This is a genomic window from Halobacterium sp. DL1 (assembly GCA_000230955.3).
GTDB lineage: Archaea > Halobacteriota > Halobacteria > Halobacteriales > Halobacteriaceae > Halobacterium.
Genome location: CP007060.1, coordinates 1,860,395 through 1,873,919, shown reverse-complemented (window position 1 = coordinate 1,873,919; position 13,525 = coordinate 1,860,395). Strand labels below are relative to the sequence as shown.

Genomic DNA, 13,525 nt, shown 5'->3' with positions numbered 1-13,525 from the left:
CACCTCGGCGTTCGCGTGCGTGAGCATGTCCCAGATGGGTTCGACGTCGCCGCGGCCGCTCATGTGGGCGTAGTGGAGGAGGACGAACGCGGCGTCGAGCGGGTCCCCGACGCCGTAGTGGTACCAGGGGTCCATCACGGAGTCGTGGCCGACGCCGACGGACACGCCCGCCTCGCGCAGTTCGTCGATGCGGGTGTGGCCGCGCCGTCGCGGGTAGTCGTCGTACCGCCCCTGGAGCACGCTGTTGTCCGGCGGGTTGGTGACGACGGTGGCGCCGGACTCCGCGAGCAGCGCTGTGACTTTGCTCGCGTACGAGTTCGGGTAGGAGTGCATCGCCGTCGTGTGACTGGCGGTGGTGCGGTCGCCCATGTCTCGCTTGATGGCCTCGCTCGCCAGCACCTCGGTGAACCGCGACCCAGGGTCGTCCGTCTCGTCGATGTGGAGGTCGATTCGGCGGTCGTAGCGCTCTGCGAGGTCGAAGGCTATCTTCACGTCTTTCACGCCGTCCTCGCGCGTGTGCTCGTTGTGGGGGATGCCGCCGACGACGTCGACCCCCATCTCCACGGCCTCCCGGAGCAAGTCCTCGTGGTGGTCGTCCGTGTAGACGCCGTCCTGGGGGAACGCGACGACCTGCAGGTCGACCAGGTCGTCGACTTCGTCGCGGAGGTCGAGCAGTGCTTCGACGGCCGTGAGCGACTCCTCTGTGGTGTCGGCGTGCGTTCGAACGCGCGTGACGCCGTGGGCAGCGCCATACTCGGCATCTACGTCGCTACCCTCTGCGCCATCGGGGCACAGACCGGGCTCACCACCGTACTGCTCTCCCGGTACACGTTCGGCCGCCTCGGCGCGAAGTGGGCCGACCTCCTGCTCGGCGGGACGCAGGTCGGCTGGTTCGGCGTCACCATCCCGCTCGTCGCTATCCCGACCGCGAAGTTCTTCGGCGTCAACACGCCCACGTGGGTGTCCGCGCTCATCCTCCTCTGGGGGCTGTTCCACCTCGCGACAGCGTACTTCGGCTACGAGGGCATGGAGAAACTCTCGCTAGTAGCCGTCCCCGTCCTCGTCGTCGTCGGCGTTCTGTCCATCGGCATCGCGCTCCAGGACGCCGGCGGCCTCGGCGGCCTGATGGAGACGACTGGGAGCGCCGGTTCGATGACGTTCGGTGCCGCCGTCACCATCGTCGTCGGGACGTTCATCTCGGGTGGCACGCAGGCGCCGAACTGGGCCCGATTCGCCTCCTCGCGGCGCACCGGGTTCTGGGCCGGCCTCATCGCGTTCCTCATCGGCAACAGCTTCCTGTTCGTCAGCGGGGCGGTGGGCGGCGCCGTCTACGCCGACACAGGCGGGGACCTTTACGAGGTGCTCGCCGTCCAGGGGCTCGCAGCGGTCGGTCTCATCGCGCTCATCCTCAACATCTGGACGACGAACGACAACGCCGCGTACGCGTTCGGCGTCGCGGGTAGCGAGGCCTTCGACTACGACCGGAAGCGTCCGTTCGTGCTGGCGGGCGGGGCCATCGGTATCGCGCTCGCCCTGTTCGGCGTCGCGAACCTGTTGATCCCGTGGCTCTCGACGCTCGGCCAGTACGTCCCGCCGCTCGGCGGCGTCCTCATCGCCGACTTGCTGCTCTGCTGGCGGCTGAACATCCCGCGGATGGAGTCCGTCGACTTCGCGAGCGTGCGGGTCGTCCCGGTTGTCGCGTACGTCCTCGGCTGCGTCGTCGCCGCGCTCACTGCGGGTGCCGTCATCCCCGGGGTCGGTGCGCCACAGCTGATTCCCGGTATCGCTGCGCTCAACGGCATCATCGCCGCGATGGTGGTGCAGGTCGTCGGCCACTACGGTCTCGAACGTCCCGGCATCGTCGGCACGCACGACTCCGAGACGTTCTGAAAGAAGTACAGCCCGCTTTTCCTTCGCTCCTCAGTTCGTCGGCTGGAGGGGGAGTTCGACGTGCGTCGGGTGCGTCGCAGAGTGGTGGACGGTGTTCTCCGCGACCTGGTAGTCGTCGTCAGTGTACAGCGGGCCGCCCGAGTTCGGGTTCACGTCGAAGCGCGGCCAGTTCGACGAGGAGATGTCGAGGCGGATGCGGTGGCCCGCTTTGAACCGGTTCGCGGTGTCGTAGGGCTCCATGTAGAACTCGTAGACGTCGCCGGGTTCGACGAAGTCGGGTTCGTCGCGGTAGCCCCGGAAGCGCGCGCGGCAGATGGAGTCCGAGAGGTTGAGGTCGTAGCCGTCGGGGTAGTCATCGGACTCGGGGTGTTCGTCGATTAGCTTCGCGGTGAAGTCCGTGTCCGGCGCGTCCGTCTCGCCGAAGACACGGACGCGGATGGGGCCCGCGATCTCGACGGCCTCCTCGAGCGGCGGCGTGCGGAAGACGACGACGTCGTCGCGCTGGCTGAGGGGGCCGTACGGCTCGCTGGCGCCGAAGGTGTCCTCGTCCGTGCGCTGGTCGTAGCCGCCGCGGCCCGCGAAGTCGACTATGTTCCTGTCGCCCAGCGGGTACGCCTCGACGGACTCCTCGCGTGGCTCGTAGGTGAGATAGGAGGAGGTGTTGCCGCCGATGGTCGGCACCGGGTCCTCGGGGTCGTACTGGTAGGACGTGTACGACTCGCTGGCGGCAGGCTTCTCGGTGGAGAGCGTGCCGTCGTCGTGCGCGTAGAACTTCGTCATCTCCGTGCCCTCGGGCGGCCACTCTTCGGCGCTGCGCCACTCGCCGCCGTGGAACAGGTTGCCCTCCTCGGTCTGGTGGCCGTCGCCCGTGCCCATCAGGAAGTACTGGACGCGGGGGAGGTCCCACGAATCCTCGCCCAGGACGTACTGGTCGAAGAACTGCTTGCGGGTCTCGCGGTAGTTCATCGTCGCGTCTTCCCCGAACGCCAGGTCGCCGGCGGTCGGGTGCTCCCACGTTAGCGGCGGGAACAGGAGGTTCTCGCTGTGGTCGTGGCCGCCCGGGAGGCGCGCGAGGTGGGTCCACGGCCCCATCAGGAGGTAGTGGTCGCTGTCCTTCCGGTCGGCGAGGCCGACGAAGTTGTCGCAGGTCGCGCCAGTGTAGGAGTCGTACCACCCGCCGGAGTAGACCGTCGGGACGTCCGCGCTCTGGTCGTAGTAGCGCTCGAAGTTGACGCTCGGGTTCTGCCAGTAGTCGTCGCTCGCCGACGCCGTGGTCATGATCTCGAACGCCCAGTCCTCGTACTGGGGCAACTCCGCGAGCGCCGATTCGCCCCGCTGGATGGGGCCGTTCTCGAACACCTCGCGGACGTCCACGTCCGCGAACACCTGCTGGACGTCGGGGTCGGCGAGGGACTCGTGGGAGAACCCTGCGCCGAGCGTCAGCGCCCACGACAGCCACCGCTGCTCGAAGGCGCCGTTGTGGCGGAACGTCTTCTTCCGGCCGTTGGCGGCGCCCATGTTGACGAACATCCCGGCGAGGCCGTCGGGGTCCTGCGTGGCGAGCGCGTTCTGCACCCACGCACCGTAGGACGTGCCGAGAGTGACGACGTTGCCGTCGCAGAACTCCTGGTCGGCGAGCCACTCGACGGTGTCGGCGCCGTCCTCGGCCTCGTTCTTGTTGATGAAGAACTCGCCCTCGCTGTCGAAGCGGCCGCGCACGTCCTGGATGGCGATGACGTACCCCCGCGAGGCGTACCACTCCCCGTGACGAGTCCGGCCGCCAGTCTTGTCGTACGGCGTGCGGTCGAGGATGACGGGCCGGGGTTCCTCGATGGGTTCGCGGGTGTCCGGGTCGGCCGGTCGGTAGATGTCTGTCGCCAGTCCAGTGCCGTCACGTGCCTCGATCATCACGTCGAGGTCGGCGTGGACACTGTACGCTGGTTCGCTGGTGCTCGGCATACGTCAACGACTGGTAGCATCTGCAAATACGTTTCCCCCGAAACTGCCCGATAGTGGCACGTCCTCTATCTGAAATGGCGGCAGTTTTATAATGGATGTTTGTAGAGAAAGGTACGTGCCCGGTATGGCAGCACTCCACACGGAATCCAAGCCACACCAGGACGGAGGATAATGTATGACATCAGACACTGACCAAACAAGAGAACCGCAGCGCTCGGACGACTCCGAGATGATAACAGACGGTGGAAGCGAGGCCTCGATGGTCGAGTACGGCATCGATGACAAGCCTCCGCTCGGTCTGTCAATCCTGCTGGGAACCCAGCACTGGTTGACGATGATCGGCGCGACGGTCGCCATCCCGCTCGTACTCGCGGGCTTCCTCGGATTCGACGCATCCCAAACGGCGCAACTCATCGGGACGTTCTTCGTCGTCTCCGGCATCGCGACGCTCGCCCAGACTACGATCGGCAACAAGTACCCGATCGTTCAGGGGGGGACGTTCTCGATGCTCGGCCCGGCAATCGCCATCATCGTCGTGCTCGGCGGCGCCGACGGTGGCGCGAGTTCTACCGTCATGATGCGCGAACTGCAGGGCGCCATCATCATCGCCGGTGCGATTGAGGTACTCATCGGCTACTTCGGCGTCTTCGGGAAACTCAAGAAGTACATCGGGCCGCTGACGATCTCCGTGGTCATCGCGCTAATTGGGTTGGCGCTCATCGGCGTCCCCCAGATCACGACTGCGTCCCAGAACTGGTACTTGGCGGGCCTGACGCTCGTGCTCATCGTGCTGTTCTCGCAGTACCTCGACGACTACTCGCGGGCGTTCAAGCTGTTCCCGGTTCTTCTCGGATTGGGGCTCGCCTACCTCCTCGCAGCGGTACTCTCCGTTGCGGGCATCGTCGAGATTGTGAGCTTCTCCGCCATCAGCGAGGCACCCCTATTCCGCCCCATCGTGCCCTTCCAGTGGGGGGCACCCCTGTTCACGCCGTCGTTCGCGGCAGGCATGGTCGCGGGGATGCTCGCGTCGGCCATCGAGAGCTTCGGTGACTACCACTCCGTCGCGCGGATGGCTGGTGAGGGTGCGCCGAACAAGAAGCGCATCAACCACGGCCTCGGCATGGAGGGCCTCGGCAACGTCTTCGCGGGCATCATGGGGACCGGCAACGGCTCCACGTCCTACACGGAGAACGTCGGCGCCATCGGCATCACCGGCGTCGCGTCCCGCTACGTCGTCCAGATCGGTGCCGTCGTGATGATCGTCGTCGGCTACGTCGGCTACTTCGGCGCGTTCGTCACGACGATTCCGAACGCCATCGTCGGCGGCCTGTTCCTGGCGATGTTCGCACAGATCGTCGGCGTCGGGCTCTCGCAGCTCCAGCACGTCGACCTGAACCAGAACCGTAACGTGTTCGTGCTCGGGTTCGGCCTCTTCGCGGGCCTCTCCATCCCGCAGTACGTCTCCAGCGTCCAGGGTGCAGAGGGGCTGTCCTTCGAAGCCGGCTTCTCGCAGGTGCCGGTGCTCGGCTCCGTCCTCGGCATCCCCGAGGTCGCGACCACCATCAGCATCATCCTCGGCACGGAGATCGCGGTCGGCGGCATCGCCGCGTTCATCCTCGACAACACCATCCCCGGAACCGCGGAGGAACGCGGCCTCACCGCCTGGGAGGACATCACCGAGGACGAGGACGCCTTCGAGCCGTACCACGAGCGGTTCATGGGGGGTGGCGAACCCGCCAACAAAGAACTCGCGGACGACTGACGTCCGCGGTTCCGCAACGCAAAAGAACGACTACAGTTTCTTTCGACCATGACCGAACAGGGACAGGAACGCCGGACCACCGAGATTACCCGCATGTCGCTGCGAACCGGCGGCTGGATCGGGTACTCCGACGACGCGGTGTTCGTGCAACGCGACGACGAACGAGTGAAGATACACAACGACGCCATCCTGAAAATCGACCTGCGGACCCTGGAGTGGGACGTCGCCGTGATGAGCCTGGTCCTGATCGCCGTGGGTGCCTACGTCGTCATGACGAGGAACCCCCTCGTCGGGCTTGCGTTCGCCGCGGTCGGGGTGTTCAGCCTCTACCGGACGTACAGCAAACGGCGGGTCCTCGTCATCCACGTCGAGGACAAGGCGAAACCCGTCGCCGTCCACCCGGAACACCCCAGGGAGTGCCAGGACCGGCTGGCAGACACCATCGGCCTGGAGTGAGTAAATCGGGCCGCTGTTCTCCAGTCAGCGCCGGGTCGCTACCGTCGATTACGCCTGCTCCAGTCGCGGTCCGCGGTGCCCGTCGCGCAGTTGGTAGTCGCCAGCCAGCACCACCTCGTCGCCCGCGTCCAGTTCCTCGTCGACCAGTTGCGCCGTCAGTGCCACGTCGCCGAAGCGAGCGATGCCCAGGGGGTTCGGCTCGCGCACCCCGGGCGGCGTCACCCGCGAGACGGTGGTCGCGACGAGTTCGCCCGCCCCGAGTTCGACCGACTCGAACTCCTCGCCGCCGCAGTTCGGGCAGCGCACCCGGTCGTACGCCCACGCCTCGTCGCAGCTCTCGCACTCGGTCGCAGTCATGTGTTTTCCTCTAGTATCGAGCAGACAGCGTTGTTCCCGAAGCCCGCGACGTTCACCGCCAGTCCCGTCTCGCAGTCAACCTGTCTGCCGTCGGCCTCACCGCGCAACTGCCAGACGAGTTCGACGAGTTGCGAGACGCCGGTCGCGCCGAGCGGGTGGCCGCGGGCCTTCAGGCCGCCGCCGGGGTTCACCGGCAGGTCCCCGTCGAGGCGGGTCTCGCCGTCCATCGTCGCCCGCCACGCCTCGCCCTCGTCGTAGAAGCCCAGTTCCTCCAGTTCGAGCAGTTCGAGGACCGTGAACGCGTCGTGGATGCAGGCCACGTCGATATCCCCCTGGTCGCGGTCGGCGGCGGCGAACGCGCGCTCGCCGGCCGTCGCCACACTCGCTATCTCCAGTGGGTCGTCTCGCTCGGCGACGGCGTGCGTGCCGACCGCGCTCTCGCAGGCCCGCACGGCGACGTCGCCGCCCTCGGCCTGCAGGACGAGCGCCGCCGCGCCGTCGCTGGTCGGACAGCAGTCGTAGAGTCTGAGCGGGTCGGCGATCCTGGGTGATTCGACGGCGTCCTCGACCGTTATCTCCTTCTGGAACTGCGCGTACTCGTTGTTCGCGCCGTTCGCGTGGTTCTTCGCGGCAACCGTGGCGAGCGCCTCGTACGGCGCGTCGTACCGGCGCAGGTAGCCGTCCGCCGCGAGGCCGCCGAACGACGGCAGCGTGACGCCGTACTCGTACTCCTCCGGGTGGACGATGCTCCCGATGACGCCCGTGGCTGTCTCCGTGCTGGCGCTGGACATGCGTTCGCCGCCCGCGACGAGTGCGGTGTCCGCGGCGCCAGAAGCGACGGCCTGGAGGCCGCGCTGGAACGCGCTCGCGCCGCTCGCGCTCGTGTTCTCCACGCGGTCGGCCTGCGCGCCGTAGGCGCCGAGGCTCGCGGCGAGCGCGTTGTGGAGGCCCGAGAGGTCCTCGAAGGCCTCCGCGGCCATGTTCCCCACGTGCACGGCGTCGAGTTCGTGGCCCGCGACGTCCGCGTCGTCGAGCGCGCGCGTCCCCGCGCGCTCCAGCAGCGTCCTGACGTCGGCGTCCGCGTCCGAAGCGAAGCGGGTCATGCCGGCGCCGGCGATAGTGATGGCTCTCTCCATTGGGCTGACGGCCGTGAATTACCCCCACGTTCACGTATAGGTTCGGAATCCGGTGACTCCCGGCATGCGTAAACTTAAGTTGGGGAACGCGATTTCTCTGGTATGGGCACGCAGTCCGCAGACCTGAGAGTCGTCAATGCGCGCGTCGTCACGCCGTCCGGCACCATCGACGGTGGTGTAGCGTCGCGCGACGGAAAGATCGTGAACGTCGGCACGGAGGCGAACCTCCCCGACGCCGAACGAACCATCGACGCGGAAGGCAACTACCTGATTCCCGGGTTCATCGACCCGCACGTCCACTGGGGGCTCTCCCGCTACGAGTTCGACTACCACGAGGGCCTCGAACACGACTTCGAGACGGAGACCCGCGGCGCGGTCCACGGCGGCGTCACCAGCGTCGTGAACTTCCTCCTCCAGCCGGACCCCTACCTGCCCGACATGGACTTCTTCCGGCAGGCCGGCGAGGAGAACTCCTACATCGACTTCGCGTATCACGCCATCGTCCACCAGGACCACCACGTCGACGAGATCGAGGGTCTGGCCGAGGAGGGCATCCGTTCGTACAAGATTTTCTTCAACTGGTACAAGCACGCCAGCCCCGAACTCGGCATCGACCACTCCGACGCCGGCCGCACCTACAAGGTGCTCGACAAGGTCTCCGAGATCAACGACGGCGTCGTGATGTTCCACGCGGAGAACGAGGACCTCGCCTACGAGCGCCGCCAGGAGCTCCAGGAGGAGGGCCGCAACGACCTCGAAGCGTGGAGCGAGTCCGCGCCGAACATCTGCGAGGCGATGCAGATAGAACAGATTGCTCGCCTCACCGAGTACACGGACTCCCGCTCGTACATCGTCCACATGTCCACGGGCGAGGGCGTCGACATCTGCGAGCGCTGGCAGGACCAGGGCGTCAACGTCCACGCGGAGACGCTGCCCGCGTTCCTCAGCCACACGAAACACGACGAGGAACTCGGCACGTGGGGGAAGATCAGCCCGCCGCTCCGCGGCGAGGAGTCCCAGAAGCGCCTCTGGGAGGGCCTCCGCAACGGCACCGTCGACTACCTCGGCACCGACCACTGCCCGCACAAACTCGAGTTCAAGGAGAAGGACACGGGCAAGCACGGCGACATCTGGGACGCCATCCCGGGCGACAACAACGGCATCGAGTACTTCCTCCCCGTGATGATGAGCGAGGGCGTCAACAAGAACCGCATCTCGATGGAGCGTCTCGTCGAAATCTGCGCCGAGAACAACGCCAAGCGCTGGGGCCTCTACCCCCGGAAGGGCGCACTCGCGGAGGGCTCGGACGCCGACATGGTCATCGTCGACCTGGACAAGAGCAAGGTCGTGGACGACGACTTCTACCACACGATGGAGCCCCGCTACTCGACGTTCCACGGCGAGGAACTGACGGGCCTCCCGACCCACACCATCGTCGGCGGCGAGGTCGTCGTCGAGGACGACGAACTGCAGGTCGACGCGGGCGGCCGCGACTACCTGCCCCGGTACGACAACGGGGTCCCGCGCGAGTAACACGAGCGCAGGACTCGTCGGGCTAGCGGAGCGAGTCTGGCGGTGTCCCGCGCGGCGACGAGTAGCGTAGTCAGTCTCTCCGACGCTCTTCTGGCGCTCCGTTGGGCGCCACTCTCACCGTTGTCCGTGCGAGTAGCAGACGGAGTCCCGTCTTCGGGACCCGTGTGTGACACGATAGAACTGGGGATTGAGGCAGGTCAGCTAGCGAGCGGTGTCAGTCGGTGGTCCGCACGTCCTCTGACATGCACTCCACGCACTTGGCACGGTCTGGCGTCTTCGCAGATTCGAACGTGTTCCGCACTGCTGGCACTCGTACGTATCGCGGACACTCTCCTCCTCGTCTACGGGCAGCGCCGATCTGAATTTCTGTATCACACTCATTGTCGCACCGCACGAGATGTGTCACAGCGTGACACGGGGAAACCCTGGGTCGCGTTTGCGGTCTCGCGCGTGAGAACTATGCAGTGACGGGAGTGGTGACCGAGGCGACTACTCGTCGACGGTCGCCGCCTCGTCCTCGTCGAGGCGGAAGTCGGTGAGGCTCTCGGCCATGTCGTCGGCGATGTCGTCGACGTCGCGGGACTGGTCGGCGACGTCTGAGACGGACTCTCGTTGCTGCTGGACGCCCGCGGCGACCTGCTGCATCCGGCCGCTGACGTCGCGGCTGGAGTCGGCGACCTCCTCGACCAGCTGGTGGACGGTCTCGGCGCTCTCGGCCTGGTCCTCGGTGGCGCTCGTGATCTCGCTGAGGCCGTGGTTCGTCTCGGAGATGGCTTCGTCGATCTCGTCGATGCGGTCGACCACGTCCTCGACGGCGTCGGCGCCCTGCTTGACCTCTTCGTTGCTGTCGTCGATGGCCTCGGCGGTGGTGTCGATGCCCTCCTTGAGGTCGTCGACGATCTCGGAGATCTCCGCGACGGCCTCCTTTGACTCCTCGGCGAGGGACTTCACCTCGTCGGCGACGACCTTGAAGCCGCTGCCGTCCTCGCCCGCGCGGGCCGCCTCGATGTTGGCGTTGAGCGCGAGGAGGCTGGTCTGGTCGGCGATCTCGTCGATCATCTCCGTCATCTCGTTGATGGTGTCCATCCGCTCCTCGAGGGACTGGACGACCTCCATGTTGCGCTCGGAGGCCTCCATCGCGCGCTCCATGCGCTCGATGGCGTCCTCGGCGTCGTCGGTCCCCTCGGAGGCGAGGTCGTTGGCGTCCTCGGCGAGGCGGTCGATCTCCTGGGCGGTCGCCGCGATCTCCTCGACCGTGGCGGAGAGTTCCGAGACGTTCGCCTCGGCGCGCTCCGTGCGCTCGGTCTGCTGCTGGGCGACCTCCGAGACCTGGTCGCTTGACGCCTCGATCTCGCCGATAGCGGAACTGGCCTCCTCGCTGGCGTCGCTCAGCGTCTCCGCGATGTCGTCGAGTTCGGCGGCGTGGTCGCGGGCGGTCCGCAGCGACTCGCGGGTGGTCCGCACCGCGTGGTCGAGGTCTGACGCCATCTCGTCGAACTCCCGGTAGACGTTCTTGATGGCCTCGAAGTCGGCGTCGGGTTCGCGAACCGACGGTTCGACGGTGAAGTCGCCCTGCGAGAGTGCGTCGAGGCTCTTCTTGAGTTCGTCGACAACCTCGCTCTGGTAGGCCTCGAGTTGCTCCTCGCGTTCCCGCAACTCGACGCGCTCGGAGATGTCCTCGTTTATCTCGAGGGCGCCGACGACCTCGCCGTCCGCGCCGAAGAACGGCATGACTGTGCGGTTGACGGGGACCTCATCGCCGTCCACGCTGACCGTGTCCTCGAGGTTCCGGACCGCCTCGCCGGTGTCGAGAACCTTCCGCATCACGGAGTTGTCCGCCTCGTCGTAGTCGAAGAGGCAGTCCCCGTACAGTTCCCCCGGCTCGCGGTCGAACAGTTCCCGCCCCTCCTCGTTGAGCTTCGTGAAGTAGCCCTCGTCGTCGACGATGAAGATGGGGTACCCCATCCCGTCCATGATGCTCTCGACGACGGAGCCGACGGTCGCTCGCTCCCGCCACGCCTCGGGGTCGTGGTCATCTCCGTCCTGGTCGGTACCCGGTCCGGCACCTGCACCCGCCGTGCTGTCGGCGTCGGCGCTGTTCGCCGAGCCGGTGACGCCGGCGACCACACTTGTTAAAAATTCGAACATATTGCTGCGGTCACTCTGACTAGGCGAGAGATGACGAACCTCCTATTTAAAATGTGGGCTCCGTCTCTCAGTGATGATAGTTCGAGGGTGGTCGCCTCGGGAATAATGTCACTCGTCGAGTAACTCCGCACAGCACGCTCGCGCCGCTTCGACGTGCTCGTCCGCCCGCTCGTCCCCGGTTCCCTCGACGTTCGAGAGCAGTTCGCGGGCCTGCTCGACGCGTTTCTGGACGACCTCGTCGTCCGTTCCAGGTTTCAGCGCGTCGGCCACCACGGCTTCGGCCTCCCCGAGGTAGTGGCTCGCCGAGCGCTCTACGGGCAGTTCGCCCGTCGCGGCCAGGTGGTCGTGGAGTTCCCGGAGGCGGTCGTCAGTCACGGCTGCTCCCGGACTCGGTGACGCGCACGCCCTTCGCCGCGAGGTGGCGCATCCGGTTGCGCGCGTCGTCCTCCTCTTCGGTGCCGCGGGTCGCCAGCACGAACAGCAGCGACTGGCCGCCCGGACGCATCGTGCGGCCGGCGCGTTGGGCGCCCTGGCGCCGACTGCCACCGAGGCCCGACGCGACGATTGCGAGTTCGGCGTCCGGCAGGTCGATGCCCTCGTCCCCGATGCGGGAGACGACGAGCGTGTCCAGCGCGCCGGTCCGGAACTGGTCGAACAGCGACTGGCGCTCGACGTGACGGGTCTCCCCGCTCACGAACGGCGCGTCGAGTGCCTCCGCGAGGCGCCGGCCCTGTTCGAGGTAGTCGACGAACACGAGCGCCTGCTTGTCGGGATGCTGGCCCAGGAGGTGTCGCGCCTCCTCGTCTTTCGCGGGGTTCTCTGCGGCGAGCCGGCGGCGCGTGTGGCCGCTCTCGCTGGCGTACTCGTAGCGCGCGTCGTCGTCCAGCCACGGCACGTAGCGTATCTCGACCTCCGGTTCCGCGACGTAGCCCGCGTCGAACAGCGCGTCCCAGTCGGTGCCGATGGGCGGCCCGATGAGCGTGTAGATGTCCATCTCCTTGTCGTCCTCCCGTACTGGTGTCGCCGACAGCCCCAGGCGGTGTTTGCTCTGGAGGTCCGCCGAGCGCCGGAACACCTCGCTCGGGATGTGGTGGGCCTCGTCGTAGACGATGAGCCCCCACTCCCGGTCGTCGAAGACGTGGCGATGGCGGTCCATCCCCGCGGTCTGGTACGTGGCGATGGTGACGGGCCGGACCTCCTTGCTGCCGCCGTGGTACTCGCCCACCTGGTCGGGGGTGAGCGAGGTGTGCGCGAGCAGTTCGTCGCGCCACTGCGCGGCGAGTTCGCGACTCGGGACCAGCACAAGCGTCTCGCCGCCGACGGCCTCCAGCGCGCCCATCGCGGCGACCGTCTTCCCCGCACCCGGCGGTCCGACGAGCACGCCGGAGTTGGCGTCGACGAATCGCTCGACCCAGTCGGCCTGGTAGTCACGGAGTTCGAGGTTCAGGGTGACGTCGAGGGGGTCGCCCGTTTCGAGGTCGCGGTCGTCGCGCACAGGGTAGCCCGCCTCGTACAGCGTGCGCTTCAGTTCCGCGACCTTCTCCTCGGCGACCCACGCCTCGGTGTCCGAGATCTTCGCGCGGAGCACGTCGTCCGCGAGTTTCTGCTCGGCGACGTTCCCGAGAAGACTCTCGCTCTTGGCCTCGAGCACGACGTAGCCGTCGTCGTGGGTTCGCAGGCGGAACCTGGTCGCGCGCGTCCACTGCTCCTCGACCCAGTCCTCGAGGCCGGGCACCTCCCGCGGGAGCACGCGGCGCATCGCATCCAGGAGGGCTTCCAGGGACTCGAACGGCGCCGCCCACACGTCCTCCTCGCGGACCACGTAGCGGTAGCTTCCCGTTCGCGTCGTGTCCTCGAGGTGCGCGAACCGGGAGAGCTGGGCGCGCGTGAACTGCGCCGGCTGGTCGACGATGATCTCCCGGCGCCCCGGGAACGGGACGACGCGCTCGCGGTCGGTCAGTTCGAGCCAGTCCCGCGGATACCACACCACGGGGTCGGACTCCACGCCCGCCCGCTCGACGTCGCCGCGCTCCGCGAGTTCCTCCAGCGCATCGGCGGCCTCGGCCTGCGTGCACCCCAGTTCCCGCGCGACCTGTGCGGCGGTGGCGACTGGGCGCCCCACGGATTCGAGGGCGTCGTGGAACGCCTCCTTCGAGATGTCGGTCACTACCCGGCGTAGGGCGCGAGCGGGAAAACGGGTTACGGCTTTCGTCGGCGTCGGTTCGCGCTCGCCACCGGGTCTGTCCGCCGGGAACTATTTTGCCGCGTGTGACGAAGTGGCACA

At 67.1% G+C, this 13,525-nt stretch carries 10 protein-coding genes; 4 read left to right on the top strand and 6 right to left on the bottom strand.

Translation table 11 applies throughout. From position 1 onward, the window contains the following. Positions 1-438 precede the first annotated feature (438 nt). Positions 439-1,890 (top strand): purine-cytosine permease, encoded by a 1,452-nt coding sequence (locus tag HALDL1_11460; protein ID AHG04147.1) that lies wholly within the window; start codon positions 439-441, stop codon positions 1,888-1,890. Between the two features lie 30 nt (positions 1,891-1,920). Here HALDL1_11460 and HALDL1_11455 read toward each other — a convergent pair whose 3' ends face one another. Next, positions 1,921-3,849, bottom strand: coding sequence for an acyl esterase (locus HALDL1_11455; protein AHG04146.1), 1,929 nt, complete (start codon positions 3,847-3,849; stop codon positions 1,921-1,923). A gap of 175 nt (positions 3,850-4,024) precedes the next feature. On the opposite strand from HALDL1_11455, the gene HALDL1_11450 reads away from it, so the two are divergent. Further along, positions 4,025-5,611 (top strand): xanthine permease, encoded by a 1,587-nt coding sequence (locus HALDL1_11450; GenBank protein AHG04145.1) that lies wholly within the window; start codon positions 4,025-4,027, stop codon positions 5,609-5,611. 93 nt (positions 5,612-5,704) lie between these two features. Further along, positions 5,705-6,067, top strand: a complete 363-nt coding sequence (locus HALDL1_11445) for a hypothetical protein (GenBank protein AHG04144.1) — start codon at positions 5,705-5,707, stop codon at positions 6,065-6,067. 48 nt (positions 6,068-6,115) lie between these two features. Here the strand turns inward: HALDL1_11445 and HALDL1_11440 are convergent, their stop codons facing one another. Both HALDL1_11440 and HALDL1_11435 read right to left on the bottom strand, forming a co-directional pair. Beyond that, positions 6,116-6,373, bottom strand: a complete 258-nt coding sequence (locus tag HALDL1_11440) for a cobalt transporter ApaG (GenBank protein ID AHG04143.1) — start codon at positions 6,371-6,373, stop codon at positions 6,116-6,118. A 47-nt stretch (positions 6,374-6,420) separates the two neighbouring features. Then, complete coding sequence (locus HALDL1_11435) at positions 6,421-7,560, bottom strand: 3-ketoacyl-CoA thiolase (GenBank protein ID AHG04142.1); 1,140 nt, start codon at positions 7,558-7,560, stop codon at positions 6,421-6,423. Between the two features lie 102 nt (positions 7,561-7,662). Here HALDL1_11435 and HALDL1_11430 point away from each other — a divergent pair, with 102 nt between their 5' ends. Continuing rightward, the gene (locus HALDL1_11430) at positions 7,663-9,093 is read left to right on the top strand and encodes a dihydroorotase (protein AHG04141.1); all 1,431 of its coding nucleotides are present in this window, start codon (positions 7,663-7,665) and stop codon (positions 9,091-9,093) included. 489 nt (positions 9,094-9,582) lie between these two features. Here HALDL1_11430 and HALDL1_11425 read toward each other — a convergent pair whose 3' ends face one another. The 3 genes from HALDL1_11425 to HALDL1_11415 form a co-directional block, all read right to left on the bottom strand. Then, a complete protein-coding gene (locus HALDL1_11425) occupies positions 9,583-10,497 on the bottom strand; it encodes a histidine kinase (protein AHG04140.1) in 915 nt (304 codons plus the stop codon). 852 nt (positions 10,498-11,349) lie between these two features. Next, entirely contained in the window at positions 11,350-11,616 is a 267-nt protein-coding gene (locus HALDL1_11420; GenBank protein ID AHG04139.1) for a hypothetical protein, read from the bottom strand. After that, positions 11,609-13,408 carry a DEAD/DEAH box helicase gene (locus HALDL1_11415; protein ID AHG04138.1) on the bottom strand — a complete coding sequence of 600 codons (1,800 nt, stop codon included), beginning with the start codon at positions 13,406-13,408 and terminating at the stop codon, positions 11,609-11,611. Before HALDL1_11415 ends, HALDL1_11420 begins: the two co-directional genes overlap by 8 nt. Between the last annotated feature and the right edge of the window lie 117 nt (positions 13,409-13,525).

Bases quoted from the DNA above. Each gene is read 5' to 3' on its own strand.
- HALDL1_11455 (AHG04146.1), bottom strand. From the start codon at position 3,849: ATGCCGAGCACCAGCGAACCAGCGTACAGTGTCCACGCCGACCTCGAC.
- HALDL1_11430 (AHG04141.1), top strand. From the start codon at position 7,663: ATGGGCACGCAGTCCGCAGACCTGAGAGTCGTCAATGCGCGCGTCGTC.
- HALDL1_11435 (AHG04142.1), bottom strand. From the start codon at position 7,560: ATGGAGAGAGCCATCACTATCGCCGGCGCCGGCATGACCCGCTTCGCT.
- HALDL1_11445 (AHG04144.1), top strand. From the start codon at position 5,705: ATGTCGCTGCGAACCGGCGGCTGGATCGGGTACTCCGACGACGCGGTG.
- HALDL1_11450 (AHG04145.1), top strand. From the start codon at position 4,025: ATGACATCAGACACTGACCAAACAAGAGAACCGCAGCGCTCGGACGAC.